This window comes from Komagataeibacter sp. FNDCF1, assembly GCF_021295335.1.
In the GTDB taxonomy this organism is placed as follows: Bacteria; Pseudomonadota; Alphaproteobacteria; order Acetobacterales; family Acetobacteraceae; genus Komagataeibacter.
In genome coordinates, this window is the sequence record NZ_JAIWOT010000001.1 from 2,937,501 (window position 1) to 2,955,772 (window position 18,272).

The window sequence follows — 18,272 nt, forward strand, 5'->3', positions numbered from 1 at the left end:
ATGAGGCGAACCCGGGGAACTGAAACATCTAAGTACCCGGAGGAAAAGACATCAATTGAGATTCTGCTAGTAGTGGCGAGCGAACGCGGAACAGGCCCGTGATGATTGTGGAAGAAGCAGAACGGAATGGAAAGTCCGGCCAGAGCGGGTGATAGCCCCGTATGCGTAGTGTCCACAGTGATCCTTGAGTAGGGCGGGACACGTGAAATCCTGTCTGAACATGGGGGGACCACCCTCCAAGCCTAAATACTCCCTGGTGACCGATAGCGAACAAGTACCGTGAGGGAAAGGTGAAAAGCACCCCGACGAGGGGAGTGAAAGAGACCTGAAACCGAATGCCTACAAGCAGTCGGAGCCTCTTATGGGGTGACGGCGTACCTTTTGTATAATGGGTCAGCGAGTTTCTGTTTGCAGCAAGCTTAAGCCGTTAGGTGTAGGCGCAGCGAAAGCGAGTCTGAACAGGGCGACGAGTTGCTGGCAGAAGACCCGAAACCGAGTGATCTAGCCATGGCCAGGCTGAAGGTGCGGTAACACGCACTGGAGGGCCGAACCCACGCCTGTTGAAAAAGTCGGGGATGAGCTGTGGCTAGGGGTGAAAGGCCAATCAAACTCGGAAATAGCTGGTTCTCCGCGAAATCTATTGAGGTAGACCGTCGAGTATTACCCCGGGGGGTAGAGCACTGGATGGGCTAGGGGGGCCCAAAGCCTTACCAAACCTAACCAAACTCCGAATACCCGGAAGTATGAGCTCGGCAGACAGACAGTGGGTGCTAAGGTCCATTGTCGAGAGGGAAACAGCCCAGACCACCAGCTAAGGCCCCCAAATCGTGGCTAAGTGGGAAAGGATGTGGGGATTCCAAAACAACCAGGAGGTTGGCTTAGAAGCAGCCATCCTTTAAAGAAAGCGTAATAGCTCACTGGTCTAATAGAAACCCTGCGCCGAAAATGTAACGGGGCTCAAGCCACGTGCCGAAGCTGTGGGTGCATACTATGTATGCGCGGTAGCGGAGCGTTCCGTAGGTCTGTGAAGGAGACGGGGTGACCCTCTCTGGAGATATCGGAAGTGCGAATGCTGACATGAGTAGCGACAAACAGTGCGAGAAACACTGTCGCCGAAAGTCCAAGGGTTCCTGCGCAAGGTTAATCCGCGCAGGGTGAGCCGGCCCCTAAGGCGAGGGCGAAAGCCGTAGTCGATGGAAACCGGGCAAATATTCCCGGGCCTGCCAGAAGTGACGAATACAATATGTTGTCGGGTCTTATCGGATTGATCCGGCTTTTGGCGTATTCCAGGAAATAGCTCTGGCATATAGACCGTACCCGAAACCGACACAGGTGGACTGGTAGAGAATACCAAGGCGCTTGAGAGAACGATGCTGAAGGAACTAGGCAAATTACTTGCGTAACTTCGGGATAAGCAAGACCCGTCAGTGGGCAACCATCGGCGGGTGGCACAGACCAGGGGGTAGCGACTGTTTAGTAAAAACACAGGGCTGTGCGAAGTCGAGAGACGACGTATACGGCCTGACGCCTGCCCGGTGCCGGAAGGTTAAGAGGAGGTGTGCAAGCACTGAATTGAAGCCCCGGTAAACGGCGGCCGTAACTATAACGGTCCTAAGGTAGCGAAATTCCTTGTCGGGTAAGTTCCGACCTGCACGAATGGCGTAACGACTTCCCCGCTGTCTCCAGCATCGGCTCAGCGAAATTGAATTCCCCGTGAAGATGCGGGGTACCCGCGGTCAGACGGAAAGACCCTATGAACCTTTACTGCAGCTTTGCAGTGGCATCAGAGACATTCTGTGTAGGATAGGTGGGAGGCTTTGAAACCGGGGCGCCAGTTCCGGTGGAGCCATCCTTGAAATACCACCCTGACTGTTTCTGATGTCTAACCGAGGCCTGTTAGCCAGGTCCGGGACCCTGCATGGTGGGCAGTTTGACTGGGGCGGTCGCCTCCCAAAGTGTAACGGAGGCGCGCGATGGTGGGCTCAGGCCGGTCGGAAACCGGCTGTCGAGTGCAATGGCATAAGCCCGCCTGACTGTGAGAGTGACAGCTCGATCAGAGACGAAAGTCGGCCATAGTGATCCGGTGGTCCCGCGTGGAAGGGCCATCGCTCAACGGATAAAAGGTACTCTAGGGATAACAGGCTGATCTCCCCCAAGAGTCCACATCGACGGGGAGGTTTGGCACCTCGATGTCGGCTCATCACATCCTGGGGCTGGAGCAGGTCCCAAGGGTTCGGCTGTTCGCCGATTAAAGTGGTACGTGAGCTGGGTTTAGAACGTCGTGAGACAGTTCGGTCCCTATCTGCCGTGGGTGTTGGAGACTTGAGAGGATTTGTCCCTAGTACGAGAGGACCGGGATGAACATACCTCTGGTGCACCGGTTGTCGCGCCAGCGGCACAGCCGGGTAGCTAAGTGTGGACGGGATAACCGCTGAAAGCATCTAAGCGGGAAACCCACCTCAAAACAAGGTCTCCCCAAGGGCCGTGATAGACCATCACGTCAATAGGCCAGGTGTGGAAGCGCAGTAATGCGTGCAGCTAACTGGTCCTAATCGCCCAATAGGCTCATTCCATAGCCCCCTTGAAAGGGCAACACACATGCACAGCAGTCATCCACTCTCAACACATGACAAAAAACACCAACCCATCCACATCCCCTCCCCATACCGGGGAGACTGGATGACCTGGTGGCAATGGCGGGGAATGATCCACCCGATCCCATCCCGAACTCGGCCGTGAAATGCCCCAGCGCCCATGATACTGTGCCTCAAGGCACGGGAAAGTCGGTCGCCGCCAGGTCTTCCAGTCTCCCCAAACAAACGCGGGGTGGAGCAGCCCGGTAGCTCGTCAGGCTCATAACCTGAAGGCCGCAGGTTCAAATCCTGCCCCCGCAACCATGAATATGTGTCTGATAAGACAGAAAAAAAGCCACCCCAACGGGTGGCTTTTTTTGTGCCCAAAATCCCGCCCAGGATGCAAAGCGCAGCACGGTAGCTCAAGACAGGACCTTCTTTCTCCTTTTCTCAGCCTCGGTTCGAGCAGGCGCAGGATATCCAGATAAAGCCCTTTCGCGGCATCAGGCAGGATAAGGTCGATCGGCTGCGGCATATCGTGGGCAAATGTCGTCACGGCATCCCCAATGCAGATATAAACCAGATCGGCCAGTCCGGCTTCTTGCAGGTTGGCCGCTGCGCTTGCGGCTTTCTGTGCGACAAACTCTGTTGTCACCACTGGTCTTGGCACCATTACCCCGTAGGGCAGCTGCCAGAAAGAGTGTTGAAACCCTGAACGCGATACCGGACGCAATAATATGTCGGGCACTGCTGCTGCGCGCCAAAACTAAAGCAGGGCACCAAACCCAGGTGCGACTGGCATTCTGTCGCTGGTCATGGCCTGATAAAATCCGTGTTCTCCATCATGGTTCAATCCTGCTGACTGCGTGTCCGCATGTCGAACGGGATCCTGTTCAATGGTCTCGGAATGGAGATGTTCAAGAACCCGCTAAAGATCCGGTGTGAATTATGGACGCAAGAGGGGGCTGCTCATGGTAATTCTGCATCCAGAACTGGATGCAGATAAAAATGGTCCGCCGTTTTGCGCTGGCGTTACGCGCATATTTATGAAGATACCGACCTTGCTCCGACCCTACCCGATACGCCTGCCAGCGACGGTGTGTTGGTTTGCACTGAGAACCGCCCTCGGGTTTTCATCAGGAAGCGGGCCCGGCCGGATACTATTTCAGGCGCAGTAAGGCGAACGGTGAAGAATAGGGCCGTTCTGACTGTTTCTTCTTGGCGGGGCTTTGCTGGCACGGAACCTGTACCTGTCATTCCCCGGCCCAGGGATAGGGCAGCGGTGGGTCAGCAGATCGAGGAGCATTGTTGTCATCTTGCGGTCACCGAAGATGTCTTCTCATTCACTGAAGCCCGGACTGGTTATGATGATGATACTGGCGCACCGCATCCGCGTCTGAAACCCGCAAGGAAAATCTGCACCGCAGATGCAAAACGCGGGCGCATCGAGCACTCGCTCCATGATGTTTCCGATGCACAGGCCAGGTTCTGCAGCATCAGATCCCCGATCGTCATTCCGAACAGCATGTTGCCGTAGACTGCAATATCTTCCACCACATAGCCCTCGCGCTGCACATAAGAGGCAAGCCACCGGGTCAGCACGTTATCCTTTCCGCCGCAACGCAGGCTTGTCAGGATCTGGCGAATGTCGGCCGATTCCTGTGATTCGGTAATCAGGGCACGGATCAGGCTGATCCGGTCCGGGCGCAGAATGACCTCCCCCAGCGCCAGGAGCAGGTCCGTCAGTTCGGCCGCCGGGTCATTGATGTTATGACAGAACGGGGCGGTGACATTGAACAGTCGGCTGCTGACCAGCGTATGGAACAGGTCCTGCTTGGAAGTGAACATCTGGTACAGCGTGCGCTTGGACATGGCGGAATGCTGCGCCACCCTGTCCATGGATGCGGCATGGTAACCACATTCCTGCAACACCGCGCTTGCGGCATCCAGTATGCGTTCACGGCGTTCGCATTCCTCCATTTCCGGTGGTCGGCCCGGGCCACGTCTGCGGCTGTCGCACCCTGTGGAGGGCGACAGTTGCACTTCATGTCCATTCTTACCCATTCTTAACATGCTCCGACCATTTTGCCCAAAAGCCCAGCTTGACCGCCTTATGGAGACGATATAGTTTTCTATTCATTGAAAACCAAACGGTTTCGTTATTTGGCTTTCTTATGGCGGCCCTGCGCGGCAACGGCACGGACGCTACCCGGAAACATATTTTATATAACGGCAGACAGGCCGGTTGGTGACCATGATGCATTATTCCCGTATCGTAGCCCCGGCGGCATTGATACTGGCCCTTTCGGCCTGCCAGCGGCATGCCGGTCCGTCCAGGCTGCCGCCCCAGCCGGTCAAGGTCGTGACACTCCATGCGCAGCCGGTGCAGATCACGACCCTGTTGCCCGGTCGTACCGAAGCATTCGAAATCGCACAGGTGCGTCCGCAGGTCAGCGGCGTGATCCAGAAGCGCCTGTTTGTCGAAGGCACGGACGTGGAGGCAGGCCAGCAGCTGTACCAGATCGACCCCAGTATCTACCAGGCTGCCGTGGATAGCGCGCAGGGCCAGCTCCTGCACGCCCAGGCCAGCGAGGTGACGGCCCGCGCCAAACTGAACCGTTACGGACCGCTGCTCAGGGCCCATGCCATAAGCCAGCAGGAATATGATGATGCCCTTGCCACCGAACGTGCGGCACAGGGTGATATCCAGTCCGCCAGGGGCCAGCTTGAGCGCGCTACGGTCGATCTGGGCTATACGCACATGAACGCGCCCATTACCGGCCGGATTGGCCGCTCGATCCTGACCGTGGGCGCTTTGGTAACCGCCAACCAGACCAATAACGTTGCGATCGTGACCCGGCTCGACCCGATTTATGTGGATGTGAACCTGCCCGCGACCGAACTGCTGCGCTTCAGGCGCGAACTGGCGCAGGGGCGGCTGACCCGCGCGGGCGACAATGCCGCCAGCATTACCATAGCGCTTGAGGACGGAACGACATACGAGCATGCCGGACGCATGGAATTCTCGGAAGTGAACGTGGATGAATCCACGGCCACCGTTGTGGTGCGTGCGGTCATGCCCAACCCCGAGCGCCTGCTGCTGCCGGGCATGTACGTGCATGCCCGCCTGGCCGAAGGTCTGGACCCCAATGCCCTGCTGGTTCCGCAGGAAGGCGTGCAGCGCAACTCCCACGGTGACCCGCAGGTCTGGGTGGTGGATGCGGATAACAAGGTCAGCATCCGCCCGGTTGTGGTTGGACAGGCGATCGGCACGGACTGGCTGGTGACGGATGGCCTGAAAAGTGGCGAGCGCGTTGTGGTGGAAGGGGTGCTGAAAATCCACCCCGGCGACACGGTGGCGCCAGGCGATGCGGCTGCTCCGGCCAAGGCAGGATAACGTCCCATGTCGCTTTCCCGTTTCTTTATCGACCGGCCTGTCTTCGCGTGGGTGATCGGACTGATCATCATGCTTGTGGGCGGGGTCTCGATCTTCCGGCTGCCAATCGCGCAGTATCCCTCCATCGCGCCGCCACAGATCGCCATAACCGTCACCTATCCCGGTGCATCCGCCGATACGGTAAACGATACGGTCGTGCGCCCGATCCTGCAGCAGATGTTCGGGCTTGACCATCTGGAGTACATTTCCTCGCAGTCCTACGCCTCGGGGCAGATGGAAATCGACCTGACTTTCGCACAGGGCACCAACCCCGACATCGCGCAGGTGCAGGTGCAGAACAAGCTGCAGCTGGCCCAGCCCAAGCTGCCGCAGGAAGTCACGGCCCAGGGCCTAAGCATTACCAAGGCCGTCAAGAACTTCATGATGGTCATCGCCTTCATCTCGACCGATAACAGCATGACGGGTGCTGACATCGCGGATTACGTGGCCTCGAACATTTCCGACCCGCTCAGCCGTGTGACCGGCGTGGGTGACCACACGCTGTTCGGCGCGGAATATGCCATGCGCATCTGGCTCGACCCCTCAAAGCTGTACAAGTACGGCCTGACGGTAGGTGATGTGCAGACCGCGATCCAGACGCAGAACATACAGGTCTCGTCCGGTGAACTGGGGGGCGTGCCCGCCGTGAAGGGCGCGCGGCTGGATGCGACCATCATCGGCCCGACCCGCCTGCACTCGCCCGAGGAATTCGAGAAGATCCTGCTCAAGGTGCAGCAGGACGGTTCGCAGGTACGCATACGCGACGTGGCGCATGTGGAACTGGGGCCACAGACCTACAACACCCATTCCTTCTACAACAACATGCCCGCCTCGGGCATGGCGCTGAAGCTTGCGCCGGGCGCCAACCAGCTCCAGACCGAAACGGCGGTGCGCCAGCAAATCCATGAACTGGAGCAGTTCTTCCCGCCGGGGCTGAAAACCGTCTACCCGCTGGATACCGAGCCGTTCATCGTGCTGTCGATCAAGGAAGTGGTCATCACGCTGGCCGAGGCGATCGTGCTGGTCTTCCTGGTGATGCTGGTTTTCCTGCAGAATTTCCGCGCCACCCTGATCCCCACCATCGCGGTGCCGGTGGTCCTGCTGGGTACGTTCGGTGTTCTTGCCGTCCTTGGCTTTTCCATCAATACGCTGACCATGCTGGCCATGGTGCTGGCGGTGGGCCTGCTGGTGGATGACGCCATTGTCGTGGTCGAGAATGTCGAGCGCGTCATGACGGAAAAGAACCTCTCCCCGCCCGAGGCGGCCCGCCAGTCGATGGATGAAATCTCGGGCGCGCTGGTCGGCATCGTGCTGGTGCTGACGGCGGTGTTCCTGCCCATGGCCGCCTTTGGTGGTTCCACGGGGGTGATCTACCGGCAGTTCTCCATCACCATTGTCGCGGCCATGTGGCTGTCGGTGCTGGTGGCCATGGTCATGACACCGGCCCTGTGCGCCACCATGCTCAAGCCCGGCACGCATGAAAAGACAACCGGGGCGGCAGGCTGGTTCAACCGCCATTTCACCCGCCTGACCAATGGCTACCAGAAGGGCGTGACCCGCGTGCTGGGCCGTAGCGGCCTGTCCATGCTGGTGTTCGTGCTCATTACGGCGGGGGTCGGCTTCCTGTTCATGCGCCTGCCCGCCGGCTTCCTGCCCGATGAGGATCAGGGCCTGATCTTTGGCCAGGTCACCATGCCGCCCAGTTCCACCCTGGAGCAGACGGCGCAGGTCAACCACATGGTGGCGGACTATATCCTCAAGACCGAAGGCAGGAATGTCGAATCCGTCTATTCCATGAACGGCTTCAACTTTGCAGGCCAGGGGCAGAGTGCTGGCGCCTTCTTCATCCGGCTCAAGGACTGGGATGATCGCCCCGCCGCATCACAGACATCGGCTGCGATCGCCATGCGCATCATGATGCATTTCTGGATGAACCCGGTCGCCCAGATCTTTGCCATCAACCCGCCCGCCGTGCTGGAACTGGGCAATGCCACGGGCTTCGACCTGGAACTGGAGGATCGTGGCCATCTGGGGCACGCCAGGATGCTGGCGGCACGTAACATGGTGCTAGGCCTTGCGGCAAAGGACCATCGCCTGACCGCCGTGCGCCCCAACGGGATGGAGGACGCGCCACAGTACCACCTGGATATCGACCGTGAGAAGGCCAACGCCCTTGGCATCACCATTGCCGATATCAACACCACCATCGAGGGCGCGCTGGGGTCGATCTATGTCAACCAGTTCCTGCGCGATGACCGTGTGAAGCAGGTCTATATCCAGGGCGAACCCGATGCGCGCATGATCCCTGATGACCTGAACAGATGGTACATCCGCAACGCAACCGGCGGGATGGTGCCGTTCAATGCCTTCGTGTCCGGGCAGTGGATCATGGGCCCGCAGAAGGTTGAGGATTATAATGGACTGAATTCATTTGAAATTCTTGGACAGCCTGCTGCCGGCTACAGTTCGGGTGATTCCATTGCCGCCATCAGGGATGTGCTGGCCAAGCTGCCCCCCGGCGTGGGATACGAGTGGACCGGCCTGTCTTACGAGCAGATGGCATCCGGTGCATCCACCGGCCCGCTTTATGCGCTGGCGCTCATTGTCATCCTGTTCTGCCTGGCGGCGCTGTATGAAAGCTGGGCCATCCCGTTTGCCGTGCTGCTGGTCATCCCGCTGGGCGTGCTGGGCGCCATTGTCGCAACGCTTGGGCGCGGGCTGGCCAATGACGTCTATTTCCAGGTCGGGCTGCTGACCACGGTGGGGCTGGCGGTAAAGAACGCCATCCTGATCGTGGAATTCGCCAAGGCATTTTTCGAGAACGGGGCCACACTGGAAGATTCCGTGCTGGAAGCCGGGCGCGAGCGCCTGCGCCCCATCCTCATGACGTCCATCGCTTTCGTCGTGGGTGTGTTCCCGCTGGCCATCGCCACGGGGGCGGGATCGGCCGCGCGCGTGGCAATCGGCACCGCGGTGGTCGGGGGCATGGTTACGGCGACCCTGCTGGCCGTTTATTTCGTACCGCTGTTCTTTGTGGTGGTGCTGCGCCTGTTCCGGGTAAAGCGCCTGTCCGAACGGACAAAGGGAGAGTAATGCAGATGACCGTTCTCTCCACATTCAGGCGGGCAGGCATGGCTGGCATGGCGGGCCTGCTGCTGGCGGGCTGCACCATGATCCCGCATTACAGGCGCCCCACCCCGCCAATGGCACGGACGTGGCCTGCTTACGCCAATACCGGCCAGCCGGTGGTGGAAAACCCGCTGGCGGCGGATCTGGGCTGGGCGGAATTCTTTACCGATCCGCGGCTGCGCGCGCTTATTGCCATCGCCATACGTGAAAACCGTGACCTGCGGCAGGCGGCGGCCGATATCCGCCGTGCGCAGGGGCAGTTCGATATCCAGCATGCCGGACTGTTCCCGGCCATCGGTGGCGGGGGAGAGGCGATATTCCAGGCACCGTCAGGTGCGGCAGGTCTGAGCTTCGCGCCGGGGCTGGATACCGGCAACCCGCCCTTGTTCAAATATTTCCAGATGGGGGTCGGTGTCTCGTCGTACGAGATCGACCTGTTCGGCCGCATCCGCAGCCTGTCGCGTGAGGCGGCCGAGCATGCGCTGATGCAGCGCGAGAATGCCCGCTCCATGCTCATCAGCATCATCTCGCAGGTGGCCACGGCCTATATCTCATGGCTGGGCGATCAGGCGCAATTGCACCTGTCCGACGAGACCATGGCCTCCCAGCAGGCCACGCTGGACATGGTCAGGGCCCGTTTTGCCCATGGCGAGACGGATGAGATGACCGTGCGCCAGACCGAGACACAGGTGGCGCAGAGTGGCGCCTTCCGCGATGAATCGCGCCGGCATGTGGCACAGGATGAAAACCTGGTCACGCTGCTGATCGGCCAGCCGATTCCCGACAACCTGCCCCCCGCCCGCCCGCTGGGGGAACAGACCATCATGCAGGACCTGCCGCCGGGCCTGCCGGCCGAGGTGCTGGAACACCGGCCCGACATCATGTCCGCCGAGCATGACCTGCTGGCCGCCAATGCGGATATCGGGGCCGCCAAGGCCGCCTTCTACCCGCGCATAACCCTTACGGCATCGGACGGGATCAGCAGCCTGCAGCCGCACAGGCTGTTCACCTCGGCCGCCACCACATGGGGCGTGTCGCCCCAGCTGCAGGTGCCCCTGCTCAACTGGGGCCAGAACAGCGGTAACCTGAAGGCATCGCGCGCCATGCGGGCCGCCAAGGCGGCGGCGTATGAAAAGGCCGTGCAGTCCGCTTTCCGCGAGGTGGCGGACGCACTGGCCGCGCGGGATACCTATCGTGACGAGACGGGACAGATGGACCGATATGTCTCGACCACAGGAGATGCCTATCGCCTGGCGATGCTGCGCTACAGGGCGGGGACGGATTCGTACCTGACCTCGCTGGTTTCGCAGCGTAATTACCTTCAGGCCCAGCAGTGGCAGATCACGATTGCGGTCTCGCGCTACCAGAACCTAGTCACGCTCTACCGCGCGCTGGGTGGCGGGTGGACCGAGCACACGCCGAAACAGCCTGCGCCCGGGAGCCAGAAGGCGCCGGTCCGCAAAGGATAATTGCCGGACTGAAAAAGCTTCAAGGAACGCCGCCTGTCTGGAAAAAGGCGGCATCCGGAAACTTTTATCACTTTCATCAGGCGGCTGCGCGTATGCGTGCCTTCAGTCCGTAAAGCGGCCGCTACGCCCCTGCTTGATCCGGCTGCGGTGCTGCTTGCTGTCCAGCCGCTTGCGGCGCTGGCTGCGTGAGGGGCGGGTGGGCACGCGATAGGCCTGCACCGTGCTGGCTTCCCCGATCATCTCGTGCAGGCGGCTCACCGCATCCTCCCGGTTGCGGGTCTGGCTGCGGAAGCGGCGCGCGGTCAGCACGATCACGCCATCGCCGGTCATCCGGCTGCCTGCCACCTCCATCAGCCTGTGCTTGGTGCGGGGGGGCAGGGAGGGCGAATTGCGTACGTCAAAGCGCAGCTGGGCAGCGGTCGCTACCTTGTTGACGTTCTGCCCACCCGGACCGGAGGCCAGGATGTAGGTCACATGTAATTCATCATCGGGAATGACGGGGGGCGACATGGCGGTTTACGGTCCTGAAGCGTGGGAGATCCATCACAGGCTGATGGGCGGCCCTGCGCGGGCAGCATTGCTGCGCTGGCCGTTTGCCATCACCATGTATGCCACATGATGACAGGAGCGGAGTAGCGTAATCATGAACGAACAGGCAATAACCGACCAGCTGCGCAAGGCGCTTGCGCAGGCCGCTGGCGATGCGGCGCAGGCCAAGGTCATGCCTGTCGTCAAGATGATTGCGGCCCAGCAGCTTGTGGTCATGGACCTCATGCAGATGCTGGTGGAGGCTAAGGTGCTGCACGCCGATGAGATCGCGGCCCGCATGCGCCACCACATGGAACATACCGACCCCAGGGACATGGCGGCGCGAACCCTGTTCGAGCAGGTGCGTTCGCGCTTTGCCACGACTGGCAAGGCACCCTGATACCGTAAGGAACGTGTTGCAGATGGCTGATCATCTTCCCGCCCTGCGGGCTGAAATCGTGGCGCTGAAGGCGGAGCTTGCGCGTGTGCGTGACGAACTGGCCGTCGCCCGCAAGACCATACAGGACCAGAATCTGAAACTGCGGCGTGACCAGACACGTCCCCCCACCGCACGCTGATGGCGTGGCGCATGGTGGCATGACAGGGAATTTTCAATCTTGAACGACAAACACGACACAGGCGACCGGGCCGTGGTCTACCCCACGGTCAGCTGCGGGGCGGAAGCGGTGCAGGATTCCATCGTGGTCCTGGACCTGTTCATGGCGACCGCACCCGAGCACATGCCCAAGGGGGACAGGCGGGTCATAACCGTCCTGCCGCCGGAACTTGCCCTGAACCTGGCGGAGCAGCTGCGTGCCGCCGCCGGACGGGTGCAGGCCGCCCGCAGCGACAAGGCGGCAGCAGCGTCAGGCAATACGTCCGCCCCGGCGTAGGCGCATGGCGCCATAACGCAGGTTGACCGCCACTTGCCCGCCCTGCAGCGTGGGGATGGACATGGTGTTCTCCAGCGCGGCGCGCATCGCCTTCTGCGATGCCATATGCACGATGCCAACCGGCGGATGCGGAAAGAACAGGTTGGCAAACTGGCCGGTGCTTTCGTCCAGCAGCCAAGGGCCAAGGTAATTATGGCTGTTGTCGAGCAGGGTGACCGGTAGCCCGTCGATATAGACCGCCAGCGCCATGCAGAGCTGGTCCTGCGTAAAGGCCATGCCACGTCGGGGCAGGATGAGCGCCTGCCAGCGGCGCAGCACGGGCCAGATCGTGGCCTTGCGGTGCAGGCAGAACACGCCGGCATTGAGGAGCGGCCTGGCGCCGATCCGCCTGCGGATGGAAAAGGGCAGGCGGGCACGGGTTGCGTTCTTGTACAGGAACGAGCGGATCTGCATCCAGCCCGGGCAGATCCAGCGCACCCCCAGCAGATTGGCGGTCTTGGCCCCGATTTCCGGCACGATGGCCAGCGTGCCGCTTTCGGCCGCGGCGAACATGCGTTCGAGTGCCGCGCCATCCTGCACCCATGTATCCGCATCCAGCCACAGGATCAGGTCGAATTCCGGCAGCATCCGGTCCAGCCACAGCTTGCATATGTTGATGGCCAGGCTGGGGCGGCGGCGCAGCGCGCGCGGCGGGGCATAATCGGGAATGAAGGGTGCAAGGACCCGTATGTCCCGCGCATGTAGCGCGGCGATCTGGTCCGGCGTCATGCCGCAGTCGATCACGCCGATGGGCGTGGGCGTGTGGTCGCGGATGGAAGCAACCAGTTCCATCACCAGCGTGAAATACGTGTCATCACAGCCGGTGACGATAATCCGGCGCCCCGTTGCATCCGGTATGGTGTGGCCCGATGCGGTGTAAGCCGCAGCAGCGGGGGCCGGAACGTCAGGGGCCTGTGCGGCAGGGGGGGCGGGCGCTGTCATGCCCGCCATCATAGAAGCAACGACCGCGCGCGGAAATACGCCCCGGCTATGCTTTTGCCACGGGGGAGGCCATGCGGGCGCGGGCCGTGAGTTCAGGGTGGCGAAAGGCCATGATGGCGCGCAGGCGCTCATGGGCGGCCCAGGCATCGTTGGTGGTGCGCGAATCACCATGCATGCGGTAGCGGCACAGGATTTCGGGCACGTAGCCTGCCTCAAAGCCGTGATCCATGAATTTCAGCCAGAAATCGTAATCTTCCCAGCCTTCGTCGATATGGCTGTAGCCATCCACGTCCATCCATGCCTGCCGGCGGATGAGCGCCATGACATCCACGTAGTTTTCCCGTGCCATCTGCATGGGGTCCCATATGTCGGCCGAGCCGATGCGCTGTTCCAGGCCAAAGAATTCGATCTGGCTGTACGTGGCGTCAAAGCCACCATCCAGCGCGGCTTCATGCAGGCGGCCAAGCGCGCGGGGGTAGACGGTGTTGTCCGCATCCATCACGAACACGAACGTGCCGCCGGCATGGCTGAAGGCCGTGTTGCGGGCGGCGGACGGACCCTGATTGCGGGCATGCACGACCAGCGTCGCATGCCAGAACCGCTTGTGATTTTCCTCCATCCAGGCGGTGATCAGGGCGACGGAGTCATCCTTGCGCGAATGGTCATCGACCACCACCAGTTCCAGCGGTGCATGGGTCTGTGCGGCGATGGAATCCAGTGCTTCCAGAATATAGCAGCTGTAATTGTAATTGGTCAGGCATACGCTGATCAGGTCGGCAGGCTTCCTGCGGCGGCTTCTGAATGTGCAGGCAACCCGGGCCGTGGCCATCCACGGGGCATTGAGGCTCATGGTTCGGGCGTACTCCATACATACGAGATGAATCCCCTGATCCGCGTGCAGTGGGCGCGGTTATGGGTGGGGGCGCTGACCAGCTGTAGCGTGGTCGCGCGTATTTCCTCCGCGCGGGCCTGGCCATCGGGCGTGTTCAGCAGCCACTCGATCAGGTTGGGAATGTGGCGGCCGGTTTCCTCCAGAAAATGGACATTTGGCTGGAAGACCGGATGCGGCAGGCATGGCTCGGACACCACGACGCTGCCATTGGCCATGGCTCCCTTGACAATACGGTGCCATTCGAAAAAACCATAATCATCACGGTGGATGTTCAGCGCGATGCGCGAATGCCCCGCAACGTGGGAAGCCAGGCGGGAGAGCGGGTTGTCACGCGGGCTGCTGTCAATCGGGGCGGTAAACTTGCGGTAATAGAAATAATTGCGGTACTGCGCGAAGAAACCGGCATTGCGGGCAAAGAATTTCTCCCGGTGGGGGGAACTGCCACCAAAGAAACTTATGTCCAGCTGCCGGTCGGCAAACGGGGTGTGGGGATCGGGCTGCTTGCGGCAGGCGGGCGGCAGGACGCGCACCATGGGGTGCTGCATGTCTTCTTTGCGCAGGTAATCGCGCCCGGTGCCGATATTGGGGGTGAAATGGATGGCGGGCATGCCGGCCTGCCGGAAGCCTTCGGCCATCTGATGGCAGATATCGATCACACCGGCGGACATGAGCAGGAACGGAATACCGCGCTCGAACCATAATGTCTGCGGCTGTTCGGTATTGAACATGATCGCATCCTGGATGATGCTGCCCGTGGCCCATGCCTGCCCGCGTCCGATATGGAAGAATTCATGCGGGGCGACGAATATGCACAGATCCGGACGGCTGTCGGGGTCGGCATTTTCATCCAGCAGGCTGCAGTTCAGGCCCGCATCGACCAGGGTGCGGTGCAGGTCGGCCGCGATTTCATGAATGAATACATTGCCGCCTGAATTGTGGAATATGCCGATACTGTCGGGAACCGGCCCGTCGGGGAGTGTATAGTCCGCATCATCCAGTCCCTTGCCGCAGCACAGCGCGCCCAGCGTTTCGGACACGCGTAGCGCCCCGAAGATGCGCCGCCCCTCCGGCACGCCATACAGCAGGGCGTGTTCGGCCAGGTCGGTCGTGGCGCGGGCCACGTCGCGGTTCAGGTCGTGATAGTCTTCCGGTTCGAAAAATGGCAGCTGCTCGAGCGTCCGGACCCCAAGGCTCAGGTCTTCCAGCCGGAAACGTGTCAGCAGTCCCTGATGGGCGACATGGCAGCCGGAATGGGTCTGCAGGAAATGGATGAAGGGATTGCGGTTATCCGCGCCCGCATCGGGATGCTGCGCCAGATACAGCGCCGGGCGGAAATTGCGGTTGGGGCGCCGTCCCTCACGGAAGCCGTATTTGACATAGTGGACCAGCGGTTCATAGCCGGAACCGGCGATGTCCGGATTGGTGGCAAGATAGAATTCCGCGTCGAACTGGCCTGATTCCCTGATGGTCTCCAGGTCCTGTTGTTCAGTACGGGTCAATGTCAGGAGCAGGTCCGCGGACAATGGCTTTACCTCGGCTGGGGCGTGGCATGACGGTGCAGTACGTTCATGGAGCGCGCACATCTCCTGCTAGGGCAGAGCAATTAACAATTGATTATTCCAGCCGCTTATTTTTATCGGAATTGCCGGGTTCATGCGGGTTGCAGGCCGTATGCTGTACCGGATCATCATAAAACGGACCGCCAGTCCCGGGCCTGCTCCACCGTTCCTCCCCATGCCGGTTTCCCGCGCGTGTGTCGGGTCCGGGTCGCTTCCTGTCCGCAGGCTTCTGGCCAGCCCCGGATGCGCCGGTGAGGACGGAGGGCATGTCATGCCTCCGGAAACCGGCCTGGGAACCGGGGGTATGGAGTGGAACGGGAGGAGACGGATATATCAGGGTCACGATATTATCGACCGTAATGGATATGTGGTGACGTATGGGCTGCGGGGCAGGCGATGCCGGTCGTTTCTCGCAATGCTGTGTCCGGACGTGCCCTCCCATTCAGAGCGCAGGTGGCGGATAGTAGGGGCCACACGCGGCAGGGAAGGAAGGATCGGGTGGCCACGCTGGAATGGGAGGGCAAGCGCGCCATTGCCGCCTGTCTCGAGCGCATGGTGGCGGGCACGCTGCGGGTTGATCCCGCCCTGTCCCGTGGCACGGCGCAGAGGGGGAGTCAGGTCATCCATGGTGACAACCTCGCGGCCCTGCTGGCGTTGCCGCGGGCGCATGCGGGGCGGGTGGACATGGCGCTGCTCGACCCGCCCTACAATACCGGCCGGCGGGACTGGCTGTATGATGACAGCGCCAGCATGCCCGTCTGGCCGCACGGGCTGGAAGCCGCCATGGGCCCTGCTGCACGCGCGCTTTCACGTCAGGACAGGTGGCTGTGCCTCATGTATCCGCGCCTGATCGTGCTGCGCCGCCTGCTGGCGGAAAATGGCGTGATCGCCTGCTGCATTGATGACCGGGAATATCCCCGCCTGCGCCTGCTGATGGAGGAAGTATTTGGCGCGGCCAACTTCCTGGCCACCTTTGTATGGGTGAACGCGGGCAACATGGATAACCACAGCCGCATCAAGACCAATCATGAATATGTGGTGGTCTTTGCACGCGATGCGAAGCGCTTCGTGCCCGGCAGTGTCCTGGCCCCGCAGGTGGGGATGGACAGCAAGCTGCGGCAGCCCTTCATCCGGAATACCATTGTCAAGAACGGACCGCGCAATCCCGTGTCCAACCTGGTGCTGCCCGCGGGTTTTCCTGCCTGTTTCGATTCAGGCGAGATCGCGCCTCCCAAAAGTGAGAAATTCTGGCCACGGTTCACGGCGCCGGTCGTGGTACGCGACGGCCGTCTGCTCCGGCCCGTGACCCTGCGCAGCGGGTGGAGTTCGCGCAGGCAGTGCATGGCCTTCATTGCCGGTGGCTTCCGTGACATTGCCGACCGGCGCGGGCTGGCCACCCGTTTCTACCTGACCCGCAGCGGGGCCGTATTCATGGAAAAGGACCGCGCCGGGCAGGCAAGCCATGTCCTGACCGTGCTGCAGGGCATGGGCACGGTGCAGCAGGCGGCGGCGGAACTGGCGCTGCACGGGGTGCGCTTTGATTATCCCAAGCCGCTGTCCCTGATCACCTACCTGCTGCGCGCGCTGTGCCCGCGGCCCGATGCGCTGGTGCTGGATGCGTTTGGCGGTTCAGGCACCACGGGGCAGGCGGTGATGGACCTCAATGCGGCGGATGGCGGTACGCGGCGCTTCATCATGGTGGAAAGGGATGAACACATCGCCACGACGGTCATCCAGCCCCGGCTTGCGCGGGTGCTGGCCGGACATGGCCAGCCACCGGGGGCCGGGTTTCATTTCTGCCGGCTGGTCATGCCCCGGCAGGCCGGTTGCCTCCAGCCCGTGCCATAACCGCAGGCCCGGGGCTGCCACGGCGGGCCGTCCGTTATTGTGCATGAAAAGGGGGGAGCGGGCGGGCGTGGTGAAATTGACCTGCCTCTGTTAGAATGCGGGCACGAAAACGGCCCGGCAGGCAGGGAAGGGGAACCGCCCGTCGCGCCGGGCATTGCGATCAGGGACGCGATGGCGCGCGAAAGGCGGCGCGTGCAGGCAGGGAGAACCGGCACATGGATCCGGCATACGCAGATGGGGGGCACTCGGGTGTGTCGGGTTTTGTCAGGCGGCACCGCTGGGCCTGCATGGCCGTGCCGGTGCTGCTTGCCCTGCTGGGCGGGATGGCGGGTTACCTGAACTGGAGCGCCAATAGTGATGCGAACTTCGCCAGGCATAATGTCCTGATGAAGCATTCGCAGGAAGAAGCGGCCTATGCCCGCCAGCTTGCCGAATATGACGGGACGATCATCCGCAACCGGCGCGTTTTCCTTGACATCACCCGCGCGGATTTCACCCGCATCGCACCGGCGGCGCAGATGGCGTGGCTTGTGCACGAATACCGCAAATTCGATATCAGCCGCGTCAAGGTGTATGACGGGCATGAAATACGTCCCTTCGTGCCGGTGCCCTGTCCCGGCCCGTTGTGCTTCATCCCGATTTTTCTCGAGGAACTGCACGATGACCCCATTCACAACACAAAATATGTGCAGGTTGGCGCGCTGGAGGAAACATCGCGCACACTGATTATTGATTCCGAACAGTTCTGGCGGCTGCGCAAGCTGGTCATCCGCGTCGATGCCATTCTTTTCGCGGCCTATCATCAGCAGATCGCCGATTACGAAAAGACGATGCAGCTTCGCGACTCGCTTGATGTGCTGCGACAGGCGGCGCAAAAGCTGCATTAGGCTGGCTGACCGGCCGGGGAACGCGGTGTTGGAGACCGGTGCCAGGACGGGTTTCATGCGTGCCCGCGCACATGGGT

At 61.3% G+C, this 18,272-nt stretch carries 13 protein-coding genes, 1 tRNA gene and 2 rRNA genes (1 of these 16 only partly in view); 11 read left to right on the top strand and 5 right to left on the bottom strand.

Annotated features, from left to right (window positions below; translation table 11 throughout):
• From LDL32_RS13915 to LDL32_RS13925, 3 genes are all read left to right on the top strand, one after another.
• Nucleotides 1-2,573: ribosomal RNA gene (locus tag LDL32_RS13915) — 23S ribosomal RNA — on the top strand (it extends 168 nt beyond the left edge of the window).
• A 110-nt stretch (nucleotides 2,574-2,683) separates the two neighbouring features.
• A 5S ribosomal RNA gene (gene rrf / locus LDL32_RS13920) occupies nucleotides 2,684-2,799 on the top strand.
• Nucleotides 2,800-2,820: 21 nt separating this feature from the next.
• Nucleotides 2,821-2,897, top strand: a tRNA-Met gene (locus LDL32_RS13925).
• Nucleotides 2,898-3,935: 1,038 nt separating this feature from the next.
• Here LDL32_RS13925 and LDL32_RS13935 read toward each other — a convergent pair.
• Nucleotides 3,936-4,553 carry a TetR/AcrR family transcriptional regulator gene (locus LDL32_RS13935; RefSeq protein WP_233067888.1) on the bottom strand — a complete coding sequence of 206 codons (618 nt, stop codon included), beginning with the start codon at nucleotides 4,551-4,553 and terminating at the stop codon, nucleotides 3,936-3,938.
• A 274-nt stretch (nucleotides 4,554-4,827) separates the two neighbouring features.
• On the opposite strand from LDL32_RS13935, the gene LDL32_RS13940 reads away from it, so the two are divergent.
• From LDL32_RS13940 to LDL32_RS13950, 3 genes are read left to right on the top strand one after another with little or no spacing between them, the layout of a single operon-like run.
• Nucleotides 4,828-5,970, top strand: a complete 1,143-nt coding sequence (locus LDL32_RS13940) for an efflux RND transporter periplasmic adaptor subunit (RefSeq protein ID WP_233067890.1) — start codon at nucleotides 4,828-4,830, stop codon at nucleotides 5,968-5,970.
• Nucleotides 5,971-5,976: 6 nt separating this feature from the next.
• The gene (locus LDL32_RS13945) at nucleotides 5,977-9,102 is read left to right on the top strand and encodes an efflux RND transporter permease subunit (protein WP_233067891.1); all 3,126 of its coding nucleotides are present in this window, start codon (nucleotides 5,977-5,979) and stop codon (nucleotides 9,100-9,102) included.
• The gene (locus tag LDL32_RS13950; protein WP_233067893.1) at nucleotides 9,102-10,607 is read left to right on the top strand and encodes an efflux transporter outer membrane subunit; all 1,506 of its coding nucleotides are present in this window, start codon (nucleotides 9,102-9,104) and stop codon (nucleotides 10,605-10,607) included. Before LDL32_RS13945 ends, LDL32_RS13950 begins: the two co-directional genes overlap by 1 nt.
• Before the next feature lie 102 nt (nucleotides 10,608-10,709).
• On the opposite strand, the gene arfB is transcribed toward LDL32_RS13950, so the two are convergent.
• A complete protein-coding gene (arfB, locus tag LDL32_RS13955; RefSeq protein WP_233067896.1) occupies nucleotides 10,710-11,117 on the bottom strand; it encodes an alternative ribosome rescue aminoacyl-tRNA hydrolase ArfB in 408 nt (135 codons plus the stop codon).
• Between the two features lie 133 nt (nucleotides 11,118-11,250).
• Between arfB and LDL32_RS13960 the strand changes: the two genes are divergently transcribed.
• From LDL32_RS13960 to LDL32_RS13970, 3 genes are read left to right on the top strand one after another with little or no spacing between them, the layout of a single operon-like run.
• Entirely contained in the window at nucleotides 11,251-11,535 is a 285-nt protein-coding gene (locus LDL32_RS13960; RefSeq protein WP_233067899.1) for a hypothetical protein, read from the top strand.
• 22 nt (nucleotides 11,536-11,557) lie between these two features.
• Nucleotides 11,558-11,713: a hypothetical protein gene (locus LDL32_RS13965; protein ID WP_233067902.1), complete on the top strand. Its 156-nt coding sequence runs from the start codon at nucleotides 11,558-11,560 to the stop codon at nucleotides 11,711-11,713.
• Nucleotides 11,714-11,752: 39 nt separating this feature from the next.
• On the top strand, nucleotides 11,753-12,028 hold the full coding sequence (locus LDL32_RS13970; RefSeq protein ID WP_233067904.1) for a hypothetical protein: 276 nt from the start codon (nucleotides 11,753-11,755) through the stop codon (nucleotides 12,026-12,028).
• Here LDL32_RS13970 and LDL32_RS13975 read toward each other — a convergent pair.
• Genes LDL32_RS13975 through LDL32_RS13985 form a run of 3 tightly spaced genes read right to left on the bottom strand, consistent with a single transcriptional unit; the run spans nucleotide 12,002 to nucleotide 15,400 of the window.
• The gene (locus LDL32_RS13975) at nucleotides 12,002-13,021 is read right to left on the bottom strand and encodes a glycosyl transferase (protein ID WP_233067906.1); all 1,020 of its coding nucleotides are present in this window, start codon (nucleotides 13,019-13,021) and stop codon (nucleotides 12,002-12,004) included. The genes LDL32_RS13970 and LDL32_RS13975 overlap by 27 nt on opposite strands.
• Before the next feature lie 34 nt (nucleotides 13,022-13,055).
• On the bottom strand, nucleotides 13,056-13,859 hold the full coding sequence (locus tag LDL32_RS13980; protein ID WP_233067908.1) for a glycosyltransferase family 2 protein: 804 nt from the start codon (nucleotides 13,857-13,859) through the stop codon (nucleotides 13,056-13,058).
• Nucleotides 13,856-15,400 carry a hypothetical protein gene (locus LDL32_RS13985; protein ID WP_233067910.1) on the bottom strand — a complete coding sequence of 515 codons (1,545 nt, stop codon included), beginning with the start codon at nucleotides 15,398-15,400 and terminating at the stop codon, nucleotides 13,856-13,858. Before LDL32_RS13985 ends, LDL32_RS13980 begins: the two co-directional genes overlap by 4 nt.
• Nucleotides 15,401-15,958: 558 nt before the next feature.
• Here LDL32_RS13985 and LDL32_RS13990 point away from each other — a divergent pair.
• The gene (locus tag LDL32_RS13990; RefSeq protein ID WP_233067912.1) at nucleotides 15,959-17,308 is read left to right on the top strand and encodes a site-specific DNA-methyltransferase; all 1,350 of its coding nucleotides are present in this window, start codon (nucleotides 15,959-15,961) and stop codon (nucleotides 17,306-17,308) included.
• Nucleotides 17,309-17,523: 215 nt separating this feature from the next.
• Nucleotides 17,524-18,195 carry a hypothetical protein gene (locus tag LDL32_RS13995; RefSeq protein WP_233067914.1) on the top strand — a complete coding sequence of 224 codons (672 nt, stop codon included), beginning with the start codon at nucleotides 17,524-17,526 and terminating at the stop codon, nucleotides 18,193-18,195.
• Nucleotides 18,196-18,272 lie beyond the last annotated feature (77 nt).

What these genes read in the sequence shown, in the direction of transcription:
- LDL32_RS13935 (WP_233067888.1), bottom strand. Translation starts at nt 4,553, where the DNA reads ATGGAGGAATGCGAACGCCGTGAACGCATACTGGATGCCGCAAGCGCG.
- LDL32_RS13940 (WP_233067890.1), top strand. Translation starts at nt 4,828, where the DNA reads ATGATGCATTATTCCCGTATCGTAGCCCCGGCGGCATTGATACTGGCC.
- LDL32_RS13945 (WP_233067891.1), top strand. Translation starts at nt 5,977, where the DNA reads ATGTCGCTTTCCCGTTTCTTTATCGACCGGCCTGTCTTCGCGTGGGTG.
- LDL32_RS13950 (WP_233067893.1), top strand. Translation starts at nt 9,102, where the DNA reads ATGCAGATGACCGTTCTCTCCACATTCAGGCGGGCAGGCATGGCTGGC.
- arfB (WP_233067896.1), bottom strand. Translation starts at nt 11,117, where the DNA reads ATGTCGCCCCCCGTCATTCCCGATGATGAATTACATGTGACCTACATC.
- LDL32_RS13960 (WP_233067899.1), top strand. Translation starts at nt 11,251, where the DNA reads ATGAACGAACAGGCAATAACCGACCAGCTGCGCAAGGCGCTTGCGCAG.
- LDL32_RS13965 (WP_233067902.1), top strand. Translation starts at nt 11,558, where the DNA reads ATGGCTGATCATCTTCCCGCCCTGCGGGCTGAAATCGTGGCGCTGAAG.
- LDL32_RS13975 (WP_233067906.1), bottom strand. Translation starts at nt 13,021, where the DNA reads ATGATGGCGGGCATGACAGCGCCCGCCCCCCCTGCCGCACAGGCCCCT.
- LDL32_RS13980 (WP_233067908.1), bottom strand. Translation starts at nt 13,859, where the DNA reads ATGAGCCTCAATGCCCCGTGGATGGCCACGGCCCGGGTTGCCTGCACA.
- LDL32_RS13995 (WP_233067914.1), top strand. Translation starts at nt 17,524, where the DNA reads ATGGATCCGGCATACGCAGATGGGGGGCACTCGGGTGTGTCGGGTTTT.